The organism is Peribacillus simplex (assembly GCF_030123325.1).
Lineage (GTDB): Bacteria > Bacillota > Bacilli > Bacillales > DSM-1321 > Peribacillus > Peribacillus simplex_D.
The window spans coordinates 3,410,907-3,432,296 of sequence record NZ_CP126106.1 but is presented as its reverse complement, the minus strand read 5'-3'; the positions used below and the strand labels follow the sequence as shown (position 1 = coordinate 3,432,296).

Annotated in this window: 20 protein-coding genes, 1 pseudogene and 2 riboswitches; of the genes and pseudogenes, 17 read left to right on the top strand and 4 right to left on the bottom strand. The window is 40.2% G+C overall.

Features of this window, described 5'->3' with window-relative positions; genetic code table 11:
- Nucleotide 1 precedes the first annotated feature (1 nt).
- On the top strand, nt 2–283 hold the full coding sequence (locus QNH43_RS16130; protein WP_283914915.1) for a YokU family protein: 282 nt from the start codon (nt 2–4) through the stop codon (nt 281–283).
- Nucleotides 284–614: 331 nt separating this feature from the next.
- Here QNH43_RS16130 and QNH43_RS16125 read toward each other — a convergent pair.
- Nucleotides 615–779 (bottom strand): annotated as a pseudogene (locus QNH43_RS16125) (amino acid permease); the annotation flags it as partial.
- Between the two features lie 211 nt (nt 780–990).
- Between QNH43_RS16125 and qoxA the strand changes: the two are divergent.
- The 11 genes from qoxA (at nt 991) to QNH43_RS16070 (ending at nt 12,860) form a co-directional block, all read left to right on the top strand.
- Nucleotides 991–1,932 (top strand): cytochrome aa3 quinol oxidase subunit II, encoded by a 942-nt coding sequence (gene qoxA / locus QNH43_RS16120; protein ID WP_283914914.1) that lies wholly within the window; start codon nt 991–993, stop codon nt 1,930–1,932.
- A 50-nt stretch (nt 1,933–1,982) separates the two neighbouring features.
- The gene (qoxB, locus tag QNH43_RS16115) at nt 1,983–3,938 is read left to right on the top strand and encodes a cytochrome aa3 quinol oxidase subunit I (RefSeq protein ID WP_283914913.1); all 1,956 of its coding nucleotides are present in this window, start codon (nt 1,983–1,985) and stop codon (nt 3,936–3,938) included.
- Complete coding sequence (gene qoxC / locus QNH43_RS16110; RefSeq protein WP_283914912.1) at nt 3,929–4,525, top strand: cytochrome aa3 quinol oxidase subunit III; 597 nt, start codon at nt 3,929–3,931, stop codon at nt 4,523–4,525. The genes qoxB and qoxC overlap by 10 nt, the downstream gene beginning before the upstream one ends.
- A 2-nt stretch (nt 4,526–4,527) precedes the next feature.
- Nucleotides 4,528–4,812, top strand: a complete 285-nt coding sequence (gene qoxD, locus QNH43_RS16105; RefSeq protein WP_283914911.1) for a cytochrome aa3 quinol oxidase subunit IV — start codon at nt 4,528–4,530, stop codon at nt 4,810–4,812.
- A 1,124-nt stretch (nt 4,813–5,936) separates the two neighbouring features.
- Nucleotides 5,937–6,179 (top strand): YozE family protein, encoded by a 243-nt coding sequence (locus tag QNH43_RS16100; protein ID WP_283914910.1) that lies wholly within the window; start codon nt 5,937–5,939, stop codon nt 6,177–6,179.
- A 14-nt stretch (nt 6,180–6,193) separates the two neighbouring features.
- Nucleotides 6,194–7,960, top strand: coding sequence for an ATP-binding protein (locus QNH43_RS16095; RefSeq protein ID WP_283914909.1), 1,767 nt, complete (start codon nt 6,194–6,196; stop codon nt 7,958–7,960).
- Between the two features lie 154 nt (nt 7,961–8,114).
- A complete protein-coding gene (locus tag QNH43_RS16090; protein WP_283914908.1) occupies nt 8,115–8,822 on the top strand; it encodes a hypothetical protein in 708 nt (235 codons plus the stop codon).
- Nucleotides 8,823–9,001: 179 nt separating this feature from the next.
- Nucleotides 9,002–9,172, top strand: a complete 171-nt coding sequence (locus QNH43_RS16085) for a YozD family protein (RefSeq protein WP_064505166.1) — start codon at nt 9,002–9,004, stop codon at nt 9,170–9,172.
- Between the two features lie 233 nt (nt 9,173–9,405).
- A complete protein-coding gene (gene deoD, locus QNH43_RS16080; RefSeq protein ID WP_076366058.1) occupies nt 9,406–10,110 on the top strand; it encodes a purine-nucleoside phosphorylase in 705 nt (234 codons plus the stop codon).
- A gap of 287 nt (nt 10,111–10,397) precedes the next feature.
- On the top strand, nt 10,398–11,855 hold the full coding sequence (locus QNH43_RS16075) for a lmo1851 family serine protease (RefSeq protein ID WP_283914907.1): 1,458 nt from the start codon (nt 10,398–10,400) through the stop codon (nt 11,853–11,855).
- A gap of 117 nt (nt 11,856–11,972) precedes the next feature.
- Entirely contained in the window at nt 11,973–12,860 is an 888-nt protein-coding gene (locus tag QNH43_RS16070) for an LCP family protein (protein WP_283914906.1), read from the top strand.
- A gap of 159 nt (nt 12,861–13,019) precedes the next feature.
- Here QNH43_RS16070 and mtnA read toward each other — a convergent pair whose 3' ends face one another.
- The 3 genes from mtnA to QNH43_RS16055 all read right to left on the bottom strand — a co-directional run bounded on the left by mtnA (nt 13,020) and on the right by QNH43_RS16055 (nt 16,369).
- Nucleotides 13,020–14,066 (bottom strand): S-methyl-5-thioribose-1-phosphate isomerase, encoded by a 1,047-nt coding sequence (mtnA, locus tag QNH43_RS16065; RefSeq protein ID WP_283914905.1) that lies wholly within the window; start codon nt 14,064–14,066, stop codon nt 13,020–13,022.
- Nucleotides 14,067–14,080: 14 nt separating this feature from the next.
- On the bottom strand, nt 14,081–15,283 hold the full coding sequence (gene mtnK, locus QNH43_RS16060; RefSeq protein ID WP_283914904.1) for an S-methyl-5-thioribose kinase: 1,203 nt from the start codon (nt 15,281–15,283) through the stop codon (nt 14,081–14,083).
- 78 nt (nt 15,284–15,361) lie between these two features.
- A riboswitch (SAM riboswitch) is annotated at nt 15,362–15,515 on the bottom strand.
- 71 nt (nt 15,516–15,586) lie between these two features.
- Nucleotides 15,587–16,369: a carbon-nitrogen family hydrolase gene (locus tag QNH43_RS16055; protein ID WP_283914903.1), complete on the bottom strand. Its 783-nt coding sequence runs from the start codon at nt 16,367–16,369 to the stop codon at nt 15,587–15,589.
- Between the two features lie 99 nt (nt 16,370–16,468).
- On the opposite strand from QNH43_RS16055, the gene QNH43_RS16050 reads away from it, so the two are divergent.
- From QNH43_RS16050 to QNH43_RS16030, 5 genes are all read left to right on the top strand, one after another.
- Entirely contained in the window at nt 16,469–17,641 is a 1,173-nt protein-coding gene (locus tag QNH43_RS16050) for a pyridoxal phosphate-dependent aminotransferase (protein ID WP_283914902.1), read from the top strand.
- Between the two features lie 133 nt (nt 17,642–17,774).
- A riboswitch (SAM riboswitch) is annotated at nt 17,775–17,926 on the top strand.
- A 105-nt stretch (nt 17,927–18,031) separates the two neighbouring features.
- Entirely contained in the window at nt 18,032–19,264 is a 1,233-nt protein-coding gene (mtnW, locus tag QNH43_RS16045; RefSeq protein ID WP_283914901.1) for a 2,3-diketo-5-methylthiopentyl-1-phosphate enolase, read from the top strand.
- Between the two features lie 6 nt (nt 19,265–19,270).
- Nucleotides 19,271–19,930 (top strand): 2-hydroxy-3-keto-5-methylthiopentenyl-1-phosphate phosphatase, encoded by a 660-nt coding sequence (locus QNH43_RS16040; RefSeq protein WP_283914900.1) that lies wholly within the window; start codon nt 19,271–19,273, stop codon nt 19,928–19,930.
- On the top strand, nt 19,927–20,556 hold the full coding sequence (locus QNH43_RS16035) for a methylthioribulose 1-phosphate dehydratase (protein ID WP_283914899.1): 630 nt from the start codon (nt 19,927–19,929) through the stop codon (nt 20,554–20,556). The genes QNH43_RS16040 and QNH43_RS16035 overlap by 4 nt, the downstream gene beginning before the upstream one ends.
- Nucleotides 20,557–20,580: 24 nt before the next feature.
- On the top strand, nt 20,581–21,114 hold the full coding sequence (locus QNH43_RS16030) for a cupin domain-containing protein (protein ID WP_076366078.1): 534 nt from the start codon (nt 20,581–20,583) through the stop codon (nt 21,112–21,114).
- Nucleotides 21,115–21,390: the final 276 nt, after the last annotated feature.

Genomic DNA, 21,390 nt, shown 5'->3' with positions numbered 1-21,390 from the left:
CATGGAGACGTGTCCATGGTGTGAGAAAGGGAAGCTTGCATCAGTAAAGGGGACCGTGTATTGGGAACTGCCGGATGGTACGAGGGCGGTAGAAATTACGGAAACTCCTTCATCTCATTGTCAGAGTTGCGATGCTTTTTTTCAAAGTGATGAAACGACTAAAGAGATTGAAGACCAGCTGTTTTTAATTGATACTAAACAGTTAGGGAAACAGACGACTTATGACGCGTTATTGAAGATGAAGCGGTTGTTAAAGCGGAATTATTTTGATTTTGGGAAATAACAAAATAATTAGAAGTTGCCTCATCTACTTTTTATGATGAGGTTTTTCTGTGCGTACGGCGGTGCGGTCCATAGGGTGCACATCTCTAACAGTTAAGGCATTATTAGCGGATACTTTCCGTGTTGACGCGGAATTCTGAAGGAAGCAAGCGGTTAATTGAGATATATTATTTTGGAAGACTCTTTTGTAGAGGTTTTTTGAAATTTTTTCAATGTATTAGGGTAGATGAAAAAGCACTGTTAAAACAACTAATTTTATTTACAAAATACGAAGAGCAGAAATAATAATGAAAGACCAATTGAACAAAATTAAGATCCCTGCGGCTTGTCGTGAAGAACAGGACAATTGAAGGGCCAGTTATTTTTATACCATTGGCCGATCCAAGAAAAAATCCAGTACCATTAGTGCAGCCAACCCCTATTAAGGACAATTGCCACCATTTTAAATATTCATCTTCACTCCCCTTACTTTGACCACTAGGAATAAAAAGATCAATGCATTATTTCCTCACATATTCAAATTACTTTTCAAAACAAGTAGTTATTTAGATTACATGTTTCTCTGAACATTCCCCATATGAATTCTACATAATCATCCCGCTTATAAATGTATTTGTGATAAATTACCAATCTTAATAAGCGTTTTTAGGGATAGGTTCATCCTTTGTGGATAACTTAGAAATAAAATCTTAAAGAAAGGATGCTTATATGAAAATAAAATGGGTTTTATTAGCTTTTCTTTCTACCATAGTCAATGTGCTTTCTGGCTGTGAATCATTAGCGGTATTAGATCCCAAAGGACCTCAAGCCCAAACGCAAGCCAATGTGATTTGGCTATCAATTGCGATCATGGCGGTTATAGTAATTGTTGTTTGTGCTATTTTAGTCTTTGTTTTAACGAAATACCGTGACTCTAAACTACCTAAAGATTATGAACCACCCTACATAGAAGGAAATCATGTTGTTGAAACGATTATTGTTGGGGTGCCAATTTTAATCGTCATTTTCTTCTCCGTTGTTTCTGTAATTTCCAACAATAAAGTGGAAGCCACTCCGGAAGGGTACAAAGGTCAAGATCCATTAGTTATTTACGCTTCGTCATCTGACTGGAAGTGGCATTTTAGTTATCCAGAAAACGATATCGAGACAGTAAACTACTTGTATATTCCAACAAATCGACCACTTGAATTTAAACTTTATTCATTCGGGCCTATAACGAGTTTCTGGATTCCACAACTTGGCGGTCAAAAATATGCCATGTCTAACATGGTGACCACATTACACTTAGCAGCGGACGAATCAGTGGAAATGATGGGACGAAATGCAAACTTTAGTGGGAAAGGATTCGCTGAAAATACGTTCCATGTCGAAGCGATGTCTCAAGATAAGTTTGATGAATGGGTAAAGGAAGTTAAAGAAACTGCGAAACCTATTACTGAAGTAAGATTCAATGAATTATTAAAACCGGGTCATGAGGGACAGTTAACGTTTACTGGAACTCATTTAGACTTCTCGCCAGCTCCAGAAGGTGAAAATGCTGGACATCATCATGGCTCAAGTGACTCTAACGCGAATTCAAAAGGTGAACATATGGAGCATGATCATAAGTCGAGTAATAGTAAAGAAAAATCACCACACAAACATGAATAATTTCTTAGTCTATCTCAAGAAAAATATTTTCAGAAAGGAAACACAAAAGTATGGGTTTTTTCTCTAGATTTCTTATACCTAATCCCAGTCCCGTCATATACTCATCAATGGTGGCCATTGGTGTTACTGTTCTCTTGATCATTGTTGGTATAACCCACTTTAAAAAATGGTTTTATTTATGGAGTGGCTGGCTAACAACAGTCGATCATAAAAGAATAGGTATTATGTATCTAATATCTGCTTTGTTGATGCTATTTCGTGGTGGGGTAGATGCAGTGATGATGCGTGCGCAACTTGCCGTACCGGATAACAAATTATTAGATTCACAGCACTATAATGAAATTTTTTCAACACACGGGGTTGTGATGATTCTCTTTATGGCGATGCCGTACATTATGGCCTTAATGAATTTCGTAGTGCCATTACAAATTGGGGCCCGAGATGTAGCATTTCCACGACTAAATGCCATAAGTTTCTGGTTATTTTTTATGGGTGCGATGCTATTCAACATCTCTTTTGTAATTGGTGGTTCGCCTGATGCAGGGTGGTCATCTTATTTCCCTCTTGCAGGTAATGAATTTAGCCCGCATGTTGGAACGAATTATTATATGATTGGTATTCAGATAGCCGGAATAGGTACATTAATGACGGGGATTAACTTTTTGACGACTATTCTTAAAATGAGAGCACCCGGTATGACATTAATGAAAATGCCAATGTTTACATGGTCTTCTTTAGTCACAAGCATTATTATCGTTTTCGCATTCCCTGTATTAACAGTGGCGCTGATCATGGGAACAATGGATCGACTATTCGCAACCAAGTTTTTCACAATGACTGATGGCGGTATGGATATGCTTTGGGCTAACCTGTTCTGGGTTTGGGGACATCCTGAAGTATATATCTTAATCTTGCCTGCATTTGGTCTTTTTAGCGAGATTATCCCAACCTTTTCACGGCGTAACCTATATGGCTATCGATCAATGGTTGCTTCAATGGTATTTATCTCTATATATTCATTCTTCGTTTGGACGCACCATTTCTTTACAATGGGGCAAGCAGCATATGTTAATAGTATTTTCTCGATTACAACGATGGTAATTGCTATTCCGACTGGAATCAAGATCTTTAACTGGTTGTTCACGATGTGGAAAGGTCGAATCAGATTTACCGTCCCTATGCTTTATTCAATAGGGTTCATACCACTTTTCACAATCGGTGGAGTTACTGGGGTTATGCTTGCGATGTCAGCGGCGGATTATCAATACCATAATACAATGTTTTTAGTAGCTCACTTCCACAATGTCATTATTCCGGGTGTAGTATTTGCGGTGCTTGGTGCCGGAACTTACTACTGGCCGAAAATGTTTGGTTTCATGTTGAATGAAAGGATTGGGAAATGGGCGTTCTGGTTTCTAACCATTGGTTTTTGCTTAGCATTCTTCCCTATGTATATCACTGGTTTAGATGGTCAAGCACGTCGTATATACACATACTCTGAATCGACTGGATTTGGACCATTGAATATGATTTCGTTCATCGGGGCAGTATTAATGGCAATCAGCTTTGTATTAATCGTATATACGATTTACTATAGCATTCGCCATGCTCCAAAAGATGTTGGTGATGATCCTTGGGATGCACGTTCCCTTGAATGGGCTACTCATAATCCAGTACCAGAATATAACTTTGCCATTATTCCACAAGTGAACTCAAGGGAGACATTTTGGGATGCAAAATATAAAGGTCATGAATTATTCAAGGGTGACTATGAAAAAATTCATATGCCCAATAACAGCGGCGTACCGTTTATCATGTCCTGTATCTTCTTTGTCTTTGGATTTGCGTTAGTATTCAGCATATGGTTTCTTGCGATTATTGGACTAATCGGCATCTTTGTTTGCATGGCTCATCGTTCATTCGAAATAGACCATGGGCATTACATTTCTGTAGAAGAAATTAAAGAGACAGAAGCAAAATTTAGGGGTGTTAATAAATGGAAATAGATCACTCGCAACCTCTTGAATATAGTACGGAACAAAATCGTCTAAATATTTTAGGCTTCTGGATTTTCCTTGGAGCCGAAATTATGCTTTTTGCAACACTCTTTGCATCATATTTTACATTAGTTGATCGTACGGGTAACGGTCCTGCTGGAGCAGAAATTTTTGAAATCACTCCAGTACTTGCTGAAACATTCTTGCTCTTAACAAGCAGTTTTGTCATCGGGCTTGGAATTCATGCCATGCGACTTGGCAACAAGAAAGCCATGTTGACATTCTTCGTGATCACTCTCCTTCTTGGATTAGGGTTCTTAGGATTTGAAATTACTGAGTTCATTACCTATTATCACGAAGGAGCTACACTGCAAACTAGTGCATTTACATCGATGCTTTTTACAACATTAGGGACACATGGAGCACATGTTACATTAGGACTTTTCTGGGGGTTATTTATTATCCTTCAAGTGAAAAAACGCGGGTTGACACCTGAAACAGCCAATAAATCCTTCATTTTCTCTCTTTACTGGCATTTCTTAGATATCGTTTGGATCTTTATCTTCACCTTTATCTACTTGAAAGGAATGACATAAACATGAAGGAATTCTTCCCGGCTAAACAAGTATGGGGTTTTGTATTTTCATTGATTTTAACGGTTGTAGCACTGATGGTTTACTTCTTCAATATGTCAAAAGCAACAGGAATGACGATTTTTATATTGACAGCATTCATACAAGCAGCTGTTCAACTAGTTGTGTTTATGCATGCTCGTGAAACTGATGATAGCAAATCAATTTTTATGACTCTATATTGCGCTATATTCCTAGCTCTAATTACTGTTGTCGGTACAATACTATGTATGGTCTGGGGTTTTTATTGATATGAAACAGTTCGGGAATCAGTAGGCGTATGATGAGTAATTGAAGTTGAAATAGGGACAATAAGGTAAGTATAGGGAAAAGCTTATAATGCTTTTACTGCTGATAAATTCCAACTTTAAAAAGCGACCTTCATTTAAGGGGTACAGCTTTTGTAAGTCCCTTTACGGTTATTTCCAACCCAATGAGAATTCAATATTAGCTACTGGATTTCAACGTTTTAACATTCTCCTATGGAATCTAACTAATGAGGGGTAAAAGTAAAAAGATTCTTTCATTTCCTAACGGAGAAATCGATTCTTTAGTGACAGAAACAAGCGAAATGCTGGGGGAATAGCCACTGATGTTTAATAAACTATTAGGGAAAAAGTAATGGCAAGGTGTTTGATGGGTGGGAAGAGTACCAAAAAGAAATATACTATTTCTCCAGATGCAATGAAAGCTTATCAAGAACTTCATCGTGAAAATCCTACTCGTGAGTTATACGTTATTCATACTAAGTAAGAGCCCCAATATCATAGAAAAAAATGGGTAGGTGTAAGGCGATAGTGAAAAGACTGGATTTTTCACAGCAAATAAGCAATAAATAATATTGAAAAACTAACAATAGAGTTCAATTGAAAGGCAAGTAGAGATGATTATTCTGTACTTGCTTTTTAATTTATATGACCCACTTAAAAAGTAATTTAAACAATAGCTAAGTTCTTTTTGCCTATTAAAGTACAGATGGTGCTAGCAAAATAAAATAACGAAGGGATTTTTCCCTTTTGCAAAATGAAAGCCTGCGGGTAATTGAATGAATTCCACCCTTCAAGCGGCATGACAGAACATGCTTAGCGCAAATTTTAGAGGGACCTGGGCATTAGGTTAAACAAGAATGAAGCACTTCTTTCCTTTATCGAATCATGAAGAACTAAGCTGTTTAAAGTAAAAAAATATCTTTAAAAGGATGTACATATGTAAGTGAAATTCCGTAATATACCGAATGCATTTTGTGTTGAAAAATCGTGGATTTCTTAAAATGAGGAAGAAAAAACCAAATTGATTTTTAAAAAAGTGGACGGAAGCGAAAGTTTCCGATATATTAAAGCTGAAATCATAGTTATTTTAGGGGGGATTCGACATCATGAGACCATTTTATTTATATTTAATGAAATTTCGACAACTGAAGGAAATTGATGCAATCACTAAATTTGCCAATCATGCCTATGAGGACCATGGCTTCCCAAAACAATCGACAGATTATAATGAACTGAGCAGTTATTTAGAATTGAATGCAGACTATCTCGAAAGTATGTCAGTATTCGATCAAGCGTGGGAACAGTATGTCCAAATAGAAGAAGGGCTCCTATTGGGAGATCAGGAATAGGGAGGATCGGAAGGATGCTTAAAAGCCTTCAAACCCGAATTTTGCTTTTTTCTTTACTTATTGCAAGTGTTCCACTTCTGATATTGGGAATCATATCCTATGGATCGCAACGGTCCCTCCTGGAGAAGGAAGCAAAAAATGCCCTGAATGCAGGTTCACTGAATATTGTAAATGAAACATATAGCTATTTGAACGAACGGATCAGTGATGTGAAGTTTATGAGTGCAAATTCGGTAATCATCAATCCTGGCTATTCAAGAGAAGAGAAGTCAAATGAACTAAAAAAGTTTATCGATGCAAAAGGAAATTATTACGGTGTCTTGCATTTGGATATGGAAGGCAATGTCATTGCAGATACATCAAATAAAATGATTGGGGACAACCTCGCGAAGAGAATATGGTTCAAAGAGGCCATAGAAGGTCATGAATTCCTTTCTGACGTTTATAAAACCCGGGCTTTCTCGGATCCCATAATGGTTCTAAGTGCGCCGGTTTATGATGTTGCAGGGAAAATGATCGGAGTCGTATCACCAGCTTTCCGATTGCAAGGGCTTTGGGAGATGATGGAGAAAAAGGCTAATGAAATTAGCGATAAATACCCAGTGAACTTTTTCATGATCAATCAAGAAGGCATCATGATTTCGAAAAAAGACCCGCATGGCGTCATGCAGGATTCTGCCTTGAAAGAAATGGGATTAACGAAAGGCAAGCTGTTGGAAGCTTCGTTATCGGATGATTTGTACAGTTCAGAGAATGGCGGAAAAATATATTCCATTCAGCCTGTCCATACGATTGCAGAAACGGAGAATAAATGGTTTGTTGTTGTGGGTGCTGATAAGAAACAGGTGTTTCAACCTTTGAACGACTTATTAACACGGTACCTGACAATCTACAGCATCGTTTTTGTTTCTATCATTCTGGCTGTCTATTCACTAACAAAGACCATCGTACGGCCAGTTCAAGAACTTGTCGAAGCAACAGAGGATTTCATAGGAGGAAAGGAATTCATCATTTCCGACAAAAGAAGCTTCGAGGAAATGGGAAAATTGAACCTTGCCTTTTTAAGAATGATGGAAACGATAGAAGATCGTGAGAAGGAAATCGTCCGAACGGAAAAATTGAAATATGTTGGCCAGCTTGCTGCCGGTGTCGCCCATGAAATCAGGAACCCGTTGACGACTATAAAGGGCTTTTTCCAATTATTGAAGAGCCAGGAGCATGATCCAACATTAATAGAAAAATATAGTGATGTCATGCTTCATGAAGTGGATCGGGTCAATGCATTCGTGACACAACTTCTTGATCTGGCAAAACCGCATCAACTGGAATGGGAGAAATTCGATTTAAAGGATTTCCTTGAAGAAATTTTAGATACATATACCCCCTTAAATCCGAGTTATCATGTAAGATTAATTAATGAAGTGACACAATCCGTCTTTGTTTATTCAGATAGAAACCGGTTAAGGCAGGTTCTTTTGAATGTCTTGAATAATTCTTGTGAAGCCATCGAAGCAAGGGGGCAGATTGAACTGCAACAGACTTCCGTGTCCCAATATGTAAAATTAGTGATCAGCGATGATGGAAAAGGCATCAGTCCCGAGGATTTAAAAAATATCGGAATGCCCTTTTACACCACCAAACCGGATGGTAACGGATTAGGTGTGGCGACGTGCATTCAGATAATGGATGAATTAAAAGGTAAATTCCAAATTGAGAGCGTCCGCGACGAAGGAACGAAAGTGACTCTCATCATCCCCACTACGAACCGTCTCATTAAATGAGGCGGTTTTTGGTTGGTTATAGTGCCCTTTAATAAATGGGCCGGTTACTTAGTTAATTGAGCAAAATGCCCTCTTATTTCCATTAACCTCCATGTTTGTTTGTGCATATAATTTACTAATCAAACGATAAGGACCATATTGGGGGATGTCTCTTATGGGCAAAAAAAAACAGCCAAAATTTAAATTAGGCGATACAGTCGTAATAACAATGTATGGGACAGTCGGGAATATAACCGATGTGAAATTTCTCGATGGTGCTTATGTGTATGAAGTGAACTATAGTGAAGGCCTTTATATTGAAAAAGCATTGCAATCGATAAACGAATATGAAGGAGAAATCCTTTATCCAAAAGAACAAATCGATATTGAATATAAATATTTATTAGGTGACTTGGTCCAAGTGGATGGATATGAACAGGATTATTTCAAGATAATCGGCTATCGAACGGAAATTTGGCGCTATAAGGAAAATGCCTGGGAGGATGTCATCTATGAGTTATCAAGAATCTCGGATGGTGAATGGCTTGAAGCGCATGAAGAAGAACTGACATTGATAGCCGATGCTAAACGTGCAGATGGAATTATAAAAAAGTTGGGTCTGCTACTTCCTAAAAAGAAAAATGAGCTTGCTATCATTGCTAAACAAAACAACCCTGGTAAAGGTGAGCGAGATATGACAATGACAAAAAATGAAAAAAAGGAAATGATTGATGGCCTGTTGGATTTATATAATGATTATTGTAAGCTCTACGAACATTTTGGCGATGATGAATACCGCCATATCATGAAGATTGCCCTTGCGAAAATTGAAAAAGCGGCAGAGGAAATTTATCCAGATCATAAAAAGAAGCAAACGAAGTGAAAGGTATCCCAAACTTTTTAAAGGGCAATTTCCAAATTCCTTATAGAAGCTTCCATTCAAATTGACGAGAAATGGACCATGATAATTATAGGCCCTTCATATGATTTTCCATTATGGGATGCCTTACTGGTATATTTGTCTCTACACATTCATAGACCTTTAAATAAGGGGGCGATGATTTGCGAGAAATTGAGGTTTTTATTGATACAGAAGAGATAGCGGAATTCTTTTTTCAAGAATTGATAAGACGGGGCTATCTTCCAACAGAAGCTGAAGTTGAAGATCTTGCTGACATCACATTCGAATATCTTCTTGAAAAATGCATAATTGATGAAGAAGTCGATGAGTAACCTGTCATAAGACGGTTAGCAGCTTCCTTTCCCTTAATTTTATTAACGATTAAAAAAAGACGGCGGACCTCCGCCGTTTTGTTTGCGGTTTAGAGTTAAGGTGCCAAAAGTCTTTTCGTGATTTCCAGTTTTTCAAGTTCTAGGATAAGGTTCAATTTTCCTAACTTGTGGTTGATATGGTATAGTAGTTTTTGAATATCATTTCAACCACAAGTTAAGGAGGACATAGTCGTATGAGCGTACATATTGGTGCAAAAGAAAATGAAATTGCGGAAACGGTCTTACTACCAGGTGATCCGTTGCGTGCAAAATATATTGCTGAAACATTTTTAGAGGATGCTAAACTTTATAATGAAGTTCGTAACATGTTTGGATATACAGGGACTTATAAAGGGAAACGAATTTCTGTACAAGGTACAGGTATGGGTGTTCCATCCATTTCCATTTATGTGAATGAATTGATGAATAGCTATAATGTCCAAAAGCTGATTCGTGTGGGAACTGCAGGAGCGATTCAAAAAGATGTAAAAGTCAGGGATGTGATCCTTGCCATGAGTGCTTCCACCGATTCCCAAATGAACCGCATGACTTTCGGTGGGGTGGACTTTGCCCCAACCGCAGATTTCGAATTACTAAGAAAAGCATATGACGCAGGCACGGCTAAAGGCTTGCAATTGAAGGTCGGTAATGTATTTACCGCCGATCAGTTTTATAACGATAATAGTGAATTGGAAAAATGGGCAAAGTACCAAATACTTGCAATAGAAATGGAATCAGCTGCCCTATACACGCTTGCCGCTAAATTTGGCCGCCAAGCTTTATCTGTATTAACCATTTCCGATCACATTTTAACCGGTGAGGAAACGACGTCGGATGAGCGCCAGTCAACTTTTAACGAAATGGTTGAGGTGGCATTGGAAGCAGCTATCAAGGATTGATAATTGGATGTAAATGTCAGGCGGGTTACCAGGAATAAGTGATGCTGTATAATGACAGTCGGGATATAGGCTCAGTTATTCCTTGGTATCCGTATTTTTGTAATGTCGGGAGTTGGCTGTTGCCCTTGGAGCTTTCTCTATATTAACGTTTGCGAAGCGGTAAAAAAATACATATGGTCATAAGTTGTTATTTTTGATAACTATTATTTTTCGATTGGCATGAAAGCTGATAAAATAGGGATGAAATCGTTTATATCGTCATGAAGAATGAAAGTGGTGAGGCTTCAGTGGAAGAAGAAAATCAAAAACAGCCAAAAGAGGCAGGGAAATTCATTAAAATAAAGAAGTTTACGTTCATTATGGGGATTTTCTTAGTCATATTTCTAACTGCAGGGATTACTACAATAGCCTTGACCTTTGGAGATGAAAAAGTAGAGTCATTAGCACCGGATAAACATTCGGAATTTGAAAAGCTGTATTCTACATACGATACGATAAAAGATAACTATTATGAAGAGATTGATCAAGATAAGCTGGTTGACGGGGCAATTAATGGAATGATCAAAGCATTGGATGATCCCTACTCTGCTTATATGGATAAAAAGGAAGCGTCGAGTTTCCATGAAAGCATCTCTTCATCCTTTGAAGGAATCGGTGCCGAGATTCAGGAGCAGGATGGACAAATCATGGTCGTCTCACCGATAAAAGGGTCCCCAGCAGAAAAAGCAGGGGTAAAACCGAATGATATCATTTTAAGTGTGGACGGTAAAAGCGTTGAAGGACTAAGCTCTTCTGAAGCTGTCCTGAAAATCAGGGGCGAAAAGGGAACGAAAGTGGATTTATCCATCTCAAGAGCTGGTGAGCAGGAACCGATTGAGCTCACCATTAAACGGGATACAATTCCGATTGAAACGGTATATGCGGAAATGCTTGATGATGGAGTTGCCAAGATTCAAGTGACCAGTTTTTCCGAACATACAGTCCAAGAACTGAAAACGGCGCTTGAAGAAATGTCCAAGAAGGATATGAAGGGGCTCGTATTGGATTTGCGCGGAAACCCAGGGGGACTGCTTGACCAAGCAATTGAAATGGCAAGCCTTTTCATACCGAATGGGAAAGTGGTCCTTCAAGTTGAGGAGCGCAGCGGTAAAAAAGAAGTCTATAAATCGGAGAATGATGGAGAACTGAAAATCCCGGTAGTCGTGTTGATTGATGATGGAAGTGCCAGTGCCTCTGAAATCGTTGCAGCTGCTGTCAGTGAGTCTGCGGACATTCCATTGATCGGTGTCAAGTCATTTGGGAAAGGGACAGTTCAGACTGCCCAAGACTTTGAAGATGGATCTAACTTTAAATATACGGCAGCTAAATGGTTGACTCCTGAAGGCAATTGGATTCATAAAAAAGGGATCAAGCCGGATATTAATGTAAAGCTTCCTGATTATGCGAGCCTTCCGTACATTTCACCTGATAAGGAATTGAAAGCATCCGATTCTTCGAGCGAAGTGAAAGCGGCTGAAGAGATGCTGAAGGAAGCAGGACATGATCCAGGAAAGATAGATGGATTTTTTGATGAAGCAACCACGAATGCGGTCATAGCGTTCCAGAAGGAACAAAAAATTAAAGAAACTGGGACCATTAAAGATGATACTACCGTGAAATTAATGCAGGTCATCCGCGAGAAAATCCTTAAAAACGACACACAAGTGAAAAAGGCAGTAGAAGTATTAAAGAAAGAAATCAAATAAATGATTTTGCCCGAAAAGCCTGTCAGCGATTATCGTTGACAGGCTTTTTTGTCGTTAAATGCATAAAATTCCAATATTAGGCAGAGGATAGGGGTAATTTTCCGATGAGGTGAGGTAATGAAAGAAAAGGTATTTTTCATATATCTATTGATCTTGATTCTGGCAGGCTGCACATATGCCCCTTTACCCAAACAAAATGGAAATGCAGGTACGGAAAAAAGACTAACCAAAGAAGAGGACCAAGAAAGCGTGAAAACATTTCTGTTAATTGGTGTTGATACAAGGGGAGAGCAAAAATCTCGATCAGATGCGATTATCCTGGCAAAATACTTTCCTGAGCAGGAGAAACTGAAGCTGGCTTCCATCATGCGTGATAGTTATGTGAAAATCCCCGGGAATAAATCAGGATATAACAAAATAAATGCAGCTTATTATTATGGTGGAAGGGAACTGCTCAAGAAAACCATACAGGAGAACTTCGATATCAAGGTCGATCATGTAGCGGTAATCGACTTCCAGGGATTTGTGAAGATGGTCGATTTACTTGCCCCTGAGGGAGTAGCGGTGAATGTGGATCAGGAAATCATTGATGATATGAGCATTCAAGCAAGTGTTGGTAAAAATGTTTTACATGGTGAGGAAATATTGAAATATGTCCGTTTTAGGCATGACGATGAAAGTGATTTTGGAAGGGTGGAGCGTCAACAAGAAGTAATGGTTCAATTAAAAACAGCGTTCATGAATCAAATTTCATCCTTCGAAGGGATGGCGGCCCTTCCTGGTATCCTCGAACAAGGACTCTCGTACTTGGATACAGATATTGGACTTAAAACAATAATGGAAATGGCTCCAAAAGCCGTCTTCCATACACCGGACACCGTCGAAACCTTAAGGGTTCCGGTGGAAGGAAGCTTTAAAGATGAAATATATCCCCAGTCCGGAGCCGTTTTGGAAATAGATTACACTAAAAATAAAAAGGCACTTCAGGAGTTCTTTTCAAAATAACAAGAACTACTATTGAAAACAACCTTGTATTAAGTGAATATGTTCAATTCACTTGAAATATTTTATTATAGACCTCGTAAGAATAATCATGATCATTTATGAAAAACGAGAAGGATACGAAATCCTTCTCGTTTTTTATCACAAATAAAGGAACCTGGATCAATTAACAAAATGCGGAATGTTTTTAATGAAATCCGGTTTTATGATGCCGTTTTCGGTAATGATGCTCGTAATAAGATGATTCGGTGTAACGTCAAAGGCTGGATTGAAAGTCTTCACGTTTTCCGGAGCGATCCTTACACCTTGAATGAAGGTGATTTCCGCTTCATTCCGTTCTTCGATCGGGATGGATGTGCCGGATTCGATAGAGAGGTCGAATGTGCTTGATGGTGCGGCCACATAAAAGGGGATGCCAAAGTGCTTGGCTAATATGGCCAATCCCAATGTCCCGATTTTATTGGCTGTATCTCCATTAGCCGCAATCCTGTCGGCCCCGACGATAATTCCATTTATTCGTTTCTGGTGAATCGTATGTGCAGCCATATTATCTGAAATTAAGGTGACATCAACCCCCGCTTGCATCAATTCCCAAGCCGTCAAACGCGCCCCTTGCAGGACAGGCCTGGTTTCACATGCGTACACTTTTAGCGGAAAGTCCCTTTCTTTAGCCAGGTGGAAGGGGGCCAAGGCTGTGCCATAACGAGCTGTGGCAATTCCCCCAGCGTTGCAGTGAGTGAGAATGGAATCTCCTCTAGTGAATAAGGATAACCCATGTTCCCCGATTTTCCTGCACATTTCTTCATCTTCAGCAAAGATGGCTTTAGCTTCTGAAACAAGTGCTTCCTTTGCAGCTGAAATGCTTTGCGCAGCATGCAAGGTGTTCTCCATCCTTTTTAACGCCCAAAAAAGGTTGACTGCAGTTGGCCGTGAAGAGGCGAGTTTTTCAATATGCCTCGTTACATTTCTCTTGAAATCCCCTAATTCAGAGGTTGTTTCCTGTTTGGCACCAAGTGCAACACCAAATGCTGCCGTCAGTCCAATTGCTGGGGCACCGCGAACTTTTAACGTCAAAATGCTGTCATATACATCATCAACTGAATGAAGTTCAATAAATTCAGTTATGGAAGGAAGAGCTTGTTGATTTAATAATGTAATATGGGTATCATCCCATTGTACCGAATATGGTAAGGGTGCTAGTGTAGTCATGTGCAGGGCTCCTTTTAAATGGTTGAATAAGATGGCAGTGTACGTTGCTTCAAGGCTTCAATGACAGTTGGAACATCCAATTCTTCCCGTTTTTTAATTAAAAATGCACCAATTTCCAATGTTGCCGTTTTGGCAGCGATCCTTGTTTCTTTATTTTCAATGACGTTTAAATCGGCAACATGGGAAAGGCCAATGGTTCGCCTAATCAGTTCACAGCCGGCAAAACCGAATGCATCTTTTTTGAATTTTGTCAGTAAATAAGGCAGATAACCTTTCACATGTCGGAATGGGCTTTTATTTTGGCCTTCCCATAATTCGGCATAAGTTTCTTCAAAGGCATTCCAAAATTCATGAAGGTGAGTGAAAATCTCTTCCTTTCCAGCGCCATTGCGTGTGACTGCCTGGAAGAGAAGGTTGGCGGTGTATTGACCAAGGTCAAAACCAACGGGCCCATAAAAAGCGAATTCCGGATCAATAACCTTTGTTTCAGTTTCACTTGCAAATATACTTCCAGTATGTAAATCTCCATGAAGCAAGGCTTCCTGCTCGGTTTCAAAGCTTTGTTTCAGCTTAGCGACCTCAAGTATCACTTCTTGATCATTCCATATATTTTTGGCGGCATCAGTCAATTCCACCTCGAAGTCTCCCGGGAGTTCCTCAAAAAAAGGATCCGTGAAAATAAATACCTCAGTGATTTTGCAGAGTTCCGGATTCGTGAAATGCCGGGCCACTTCCTTTTTCGCAGATGGTTCTAAATGATAATCGGATGTATAAAATGCCGTCTTCGCAACATACTCACCAATATGCTGTGAAAGCACTGGATATGAATCGCCATCGATCAATCCTGTTCTAACGATTTTCAAGTGAGATAGATCCTCCATGACTGTGATGGCAAGCTGTTCATCCGAATAATAGACTTGCGGTACGAATTCAGGGCAATAACTTCTGAAATGAATCAGCGCATTCGCTTCAATGGCAGCCCTTTTCAATGTCAGCGGCCAGCTTTCACCAAGTACCTTGGCATAAGGGACCGCTTGTTTGATGATTATTCCTTTATTTGTGTGCGTGTCTGTAATATGAAAAACATAATTTAAGTTTCCATCGCCGATTTCTTTACATGTTAAACTTGCATCCGCATTGACCAACCCAAGTTTTTTTGCTAGGGTTATAGCTGTTTCGTTTGTCAATCTCTTGAAATTTGAATGGTTTTGAGTCATTCTTTTCCCCTCCAGATTCAAAATAAGAATAAAAAAGCCTCTTTCATATAGAAAGAGGCAGAAGTTTTGGCTTCGGACCTCTTATCTTCCAGAAAATGAATTCTGGTGGAATTAGCACCGTGCTCTGTGGATTTTATAATCCGGCGGTGAATCCGCCCCATTTCACAATGGTATTACAGTCGGTTGCTGGGCTTCATAGGGCCTTTATCCCTCAGCCTGCTCTTGATAAGAGTAAGTGTTTTCTGAAATTTTAATCTTCGGGAAAATAATAACAACCTTTTGAATAGTTTGTCAATGGGTAAATTAATAAAAATCAGGGCGTCGATCTTCGAATACAGGTATTTTGTTACGGGCTTCCGTAACTTTATTGAAGTCCAAGGTGCCTGTCAGGAGTTCGTTTCCTTCTCCGGCTTCACTAATGAAATTCCCCCATGGATCAATAATCAAGGAATGACCAGCAAATATATTATTGACATCCGAACCTGAACGATTAACGGCTACAACATAGGCTTGGTTCTCGATGGCACGGCTAATCAATAAGGCTCTCCAGTGATCGAGTCTCGGCTTTGGCCATTCCGCCGTTACGAACAGAACTTCAGCGCCCTGAACGGTATGGGCTCGCTGCCATTCAGGGAAACGGATGTCATAACAAATGAATCCAGCACATATTTTTTCATCAAGAGTAAATAAACCATCTTTTTCTCCTGGCTGCAGGAAATGATGTTCATCCATTAACTGAAATAAGTGGAGTTTATCATATTCTTTAATGAGATTTCCATGTTTATCGATGATGATCATGGTGTTATAGATTCCCTTGCTTGTTTTTTTCGCGATGGAACCGCCTATGATGTGAATCTGGTGTTTCCGTGCCTGTGTTTTAAAAAATTCAATCGTTTTTTCTGCCTCGTGATCAGCAATCTCATTTAACCTGGTCAAGTCGTATCCTGTTGTCCAAAGCTCCGGTAAAATGACGATATCGGGTTCTGACCGTGCTGCTTTTTCCATCCATTGTTCTGCGACCTGAAAATTGATATCCGGCTGCCCGAAGGCTATATCCATTTGAATACAAGCTATTTTCCACTTCATCTATTGAAACCCCCACATGTAAAAAATGCTTTACAAGACTATGATAAACATATATCATTTGTGACTAGAATTTCAAGAAATTTCAGAGAAGGTGTAAAAATGGTGCAATTCGAAAAATCCGGCCAGCTTAAGGACCTGCCCAAGCAGTTTTTTGCTTCACTAGTCGCAAAAGTCAATGCGATCACGGAGCAAGGACATGATGTCATTAATTTAGGCCAGGGAAACCCTGATCAGCCGACGCCAGAACATATCGTGAAAAGTTTGCAGTCAGCCGCTGAAAAAACGATTAATCATAAATATTCGCCATTCCGGGGGCATCAATATTTAAAAGATGCTGCCGCCGTCTTTTATGAACGAGAATACGGTGTCAAGCTGGATCCGAATAGTGAAGTGGCGATTCTCTTCGGGGGGAAGGCAGGTCTTGTCGAACTGCCGCAGTGTTTATTGAATCCAGGTGATACGATCCTTGTTCCAGATCCCGGCTATCCGGATTATCTTTCCGGAGTCGTTTTAGCCCAGGCAAAGACCGAATTCATGCCCTTGACAGAAGAAAATGATTTTCTTCCGAAATACAATGACATACATAAAGAAGTACTTGATAAAGCCAAAATGATGTTCTTGAACTATCCGAATAATCCCACAGGTGCTTCTGCAACTGAAAGCTTCTTTGATGAAACCGTCACCTTCGCAAAAGAGCATTCCATTTGTGTGGTCCACGATTTCGCTTATGGTGCGATTGGATTCGACGGAAAAAAACCGATAAGCTTTCTCCAGGCGGAGGGAGCGAAGGATGTAGGAATAGAAATATACACACTATCGAAAACATACAATATGGCGGGGTGGAGAGTCGGCTTCGCAGTGGGGAATAAGAGTGTAATAGAAGCTCTTGAACTATTACAAGACCATCTTTATGTGAGTCTTTTCCCGGCGATACAAGAAGCTGCTGCAAGCGCTTTGCTTGACTCGCAGAGCTGTGTAGAGCAGTTAGTGCAGATGTACGAAGGACGAAGAAATGTTTTCATTGAGGGATTGAGGGCAATCGGCTGGGATGTCAAAGCGCCTGCGGCATCGTTTTTTGCCTGGCTCAAGGTACCTAAAGGTTTTACGTCAGAGAGTTTTGCAGACTATTTATTAACGCATGCCCACGTAGCTGTTGCCGCAGGGAATGGATTCGGTGAATTTGGCGAAGGTTACGTCAGGGTAGGGCTGCTGACTTCGGAAGAACGGCTTGAAGAGGCTGTGGAACGAATACGTACATTAAACTTATTTTAACGATGGATTGAGGTATCCGATTTATTCACCGTTAAAATAGTTAAAACTTATTGACAAAGTAGGGATTACCTGTCAGAATACAAAATAAATTCTTAATCTTTCGATACTTGAATGCAATTTATATATCAGCGTTTTCTTATTTTGAGCAGGTGGAGGGACTAGCCCTATGAAGCCCAGCAACCGACCGTAATTCCATTGTAAAATGGGGCGGAATTCTTCGCCGGATTTCCTGAAATCCACAAGGCACGGTGCTAATTCTTGCAGCCAATGGCTGGGAGATAAGAAGATGGCTTTTTAAAGCCTCTTCTTTATGAAGGGGCTTTTGCCATTTTGAGACCATTTCAGGTTAATGACATCGAGAGTTTACTAACGTGTTATAGGAGTGATCAGATGAGCGAGATAGTCGCTACTTATTTAATTCATGACTTCAATGGAAATCATGAGAAAAAAGCAGAAAGCATTGCCCTAGGTTTGACTGTCGGGACATGGACGGACCTGCCACATTTAGTCCAGAAACAACTGGAAAAACATAAGGGGCGCGTCGTATCGGTGACACCACTTTCTGAAGAAGAGAGGGCAAACAGCTACTTTAATCGTAAAGTATACCGTTCGCTTATTAAAATTGCTTATCCGGCAGGGAATTTTTCCATTGATTTACCTGCAATCCTCACGACTGTCTTCGGCAAACTTTCATTGGACGGAGAAATAAAACTTATCGACCTGGACTTTGTCGGTGATATTCAAAAAGCTTTTCCCGGGCCGCAATTTGGCATTGGAGGCATAAGGGAAAAGATTGGCGTATTTAACCGGCCCCTGGTGATGAGCATCTTTAAAGGTGTATTAGGAAGAGACCTGACATTCCATAATGAGCAACTGAGGCAACAAGCATTAGGAGGCGTCGATCTAGTTAAAGATGATGAGATCCTCTTCGACCAGGAACTGACTCCATTTTTCGATAGAATAAAAACGGGAAAAAGAATATTGAATCAAGTCCATGAAACCACTGGCCACCGTACTTTATATGCTGTCAATTTATCAGGGAAAACATTTGAATTACTGGATAAGGCAGAGCAGGCAGCTGAAGCAGGGGCAGATGCTTTATTGTTCAACGTTCATACATATGGTTTGGATGTATTGCAGGCCTTGAGTGAACATGATCGTATCAAGCTGCCGATCATGGCGCATCCCGCATATAGCGGGGCATTGGCAGCTTCATCATTTTATGGGATCGGCTATCCATTATTGCTAGGTAAATTAGTAAGGTTATCAGGTGCGGATTTATCCTTGTTCCCATCCCCTTATGGAAATGTCGCACTAGAAAAGAAGGAGACCTTGGCGATTGCTGAAGCTCTGACAAAAGATGAACTTTCATGGAAAAAAGCCTTCCCTGTTCCTTCTGCAGGCATTCATCCAGGCATGGTTCCGGACCTAATCAAGGATTTTGGGCTTGATAGCGTGATTAATGCAGGAGGGGGAATTCACGGGCACCCTGACGGAGCAGAGGGCGGGGCCAAGGCTTTCCGCTCTGCTGTGGAAGCCGTTCTAGCAGGAAAGGACCTATCTGAAGCGGCGGCTGAGGAAGAAACACTAAAAAAAGCTCTTGTGTTATGGGGAGGCTTATAAGAAATAATGAAACCGATCATCTTTTGTGATTTTGACGGAACGATCACCAACACGGATAATATCATTTCCATCATGAAAAAGTTTGCGCCTCCGGAATGGGAAGCGTTGAAAGACGGTGTCCTTCAGCAAAAAATCAGTATATCTTCAGGAGTTGGGGATATGTTTTCACTGCTTGATAGTGGCATGAAGGATGACATCATCCAATATGTAAGAAAGACGGCCGGCATTCGTCCAGGGTTTTATGAATTCGTTGAGTATACGAAACAAGCCAACATCCCTTTATATATAGTAAGCGGGGGCATGGATTTTTTCATTGCACCGCTTTTAAAAGATATCTTGCCAACAGGGTCCGTTTATTGCAACCATGCATTTTTTGATAAGGAAAAGATTTATATTGAGTGGCCGCATGCTTGTGATGATCAATGTAATAATGATTGCGGTTGCTGCAAGCCATCCATTATGAGGGAAAAAGCGGGTGCGGAAGATTTTAAATTCGTTATTGGAGATTCAGTAACGGATTTTGAAGCGGCAAAACAGGCCGATTTTGTCATAGCCCGTGACATCCTGCTTGAAAAATGCGATAGGGAAGGAATTCCACATCAAGGATTTGAAACATTTTTTGATGTAATTGACATTTTAAAGCGGCAGGAGGTGGTTAAAGCGTGAACAATCATTCTAAAGAATGGCTGGAGTTGGCAGATATTAAAGCAGAACTGGCCGAAAGGGATTGGTTTATGGGAACTAGCGGGAACTTGTCCATCCGCGAGCCCAAAAGCCCTTTCTTTTATATTACGGCAAGCGGAAAGGATAAAAGGAAGCAAACGGATTCGGACTTTTTACTGGTGGATTTAAAAGGAAAACCAGTTGAAGAAACGAACCTAAGACCGTCGGCTGAAACTTTACTTCATACAGTCATTTACCGGAAAACAAACGCGAACTGTGTACTCCATGTCCATACGGTTGAAAATAATGTGATATCAGAATTGTACGGAGATGAAGGCCAGGTTTCCTTTCGTAATCATGAAATCATTAAAGCGACCGGTCGGTGGGAGGAAGATTCGGAGCTTCGGATTCCAATCATATATAATCACGCTGACATTCCGCTGTTATCCGATAAGTTCAAGCCACATGTCGAAGAAGACTCTGGCGCCGTGCTGATCCGCAATCATGGCATTACGGTTTGGGGTAAAAGCGGACTCGAAGCAAAGAGAATTCTTGAAGCTTGCGAATTTTTATTTCAATACCAGCTGTTGCTTAATCAACAAAAGGCGTTTGCAGGTGCTTTAAAATAAACACTCATAGAGGAGGAATGAAGGATGGCGACGATCAGATTCCATGAAACAAACGAGGTTATTGAAAACGGTGAACAGGTAAAAGGATTTTTAGAAACACAAGGGGTTATTTATGAGCAATGGGACATTTCCAAATTACCGGCCCACCTTGTGGAAAAATACGATCTAACAGATGCTGACAAGGAGGAAATCCTTGCGACTTTCCAATCGGAGATAGCGGAAATTTCTGAAAGAAGAGGCTATAAAGCGCATGATATCATCACATTATCAGATGCAAATCCGAACTTGGATCAAATGCTTGAAAACTTCAAGCAGGAACACCACCATGAAGATGATGAAGTGCGTTTCATAGCAGGCGGTACGAGTATCTTTGCCATTGAAGGCAATGATAAACAGTGGTTTGATGTACGTCTTAATCCAGGAGATCTTATTAGTGTACCAGAATCGACAAGACATTATTTCACGCTCGCAGAAGATAGGAAAACTGTTGCTGTCCGTATTTTCGTTACAGCGGCAGGGTGGGTTCCGATTTACGAAAAAGACGAAGTTCAAGCATGAATCATTGTTGAAAAACCAGCTTACGGGCTGGTTTCTGTTTGTAGACAAAAGGGAGATCGGTATGGACTCATCCCTAACCAGGATTTTAAAAAACAAGACCAGATTATCCTTAATGGCTTTTTCCTGTAATCCTCATTGGTTTGAAGAAATTTGCGACACTCCTGCCGAATAACTGGCTAGCCGAGACCCCACAGGAGCTTAAGTCGAGGAGGCGTGTCAGACAGTCGGCGGAAAGGGAGCGGATTTCTGAAAACGACTGGACCTTTTAAATAAAAA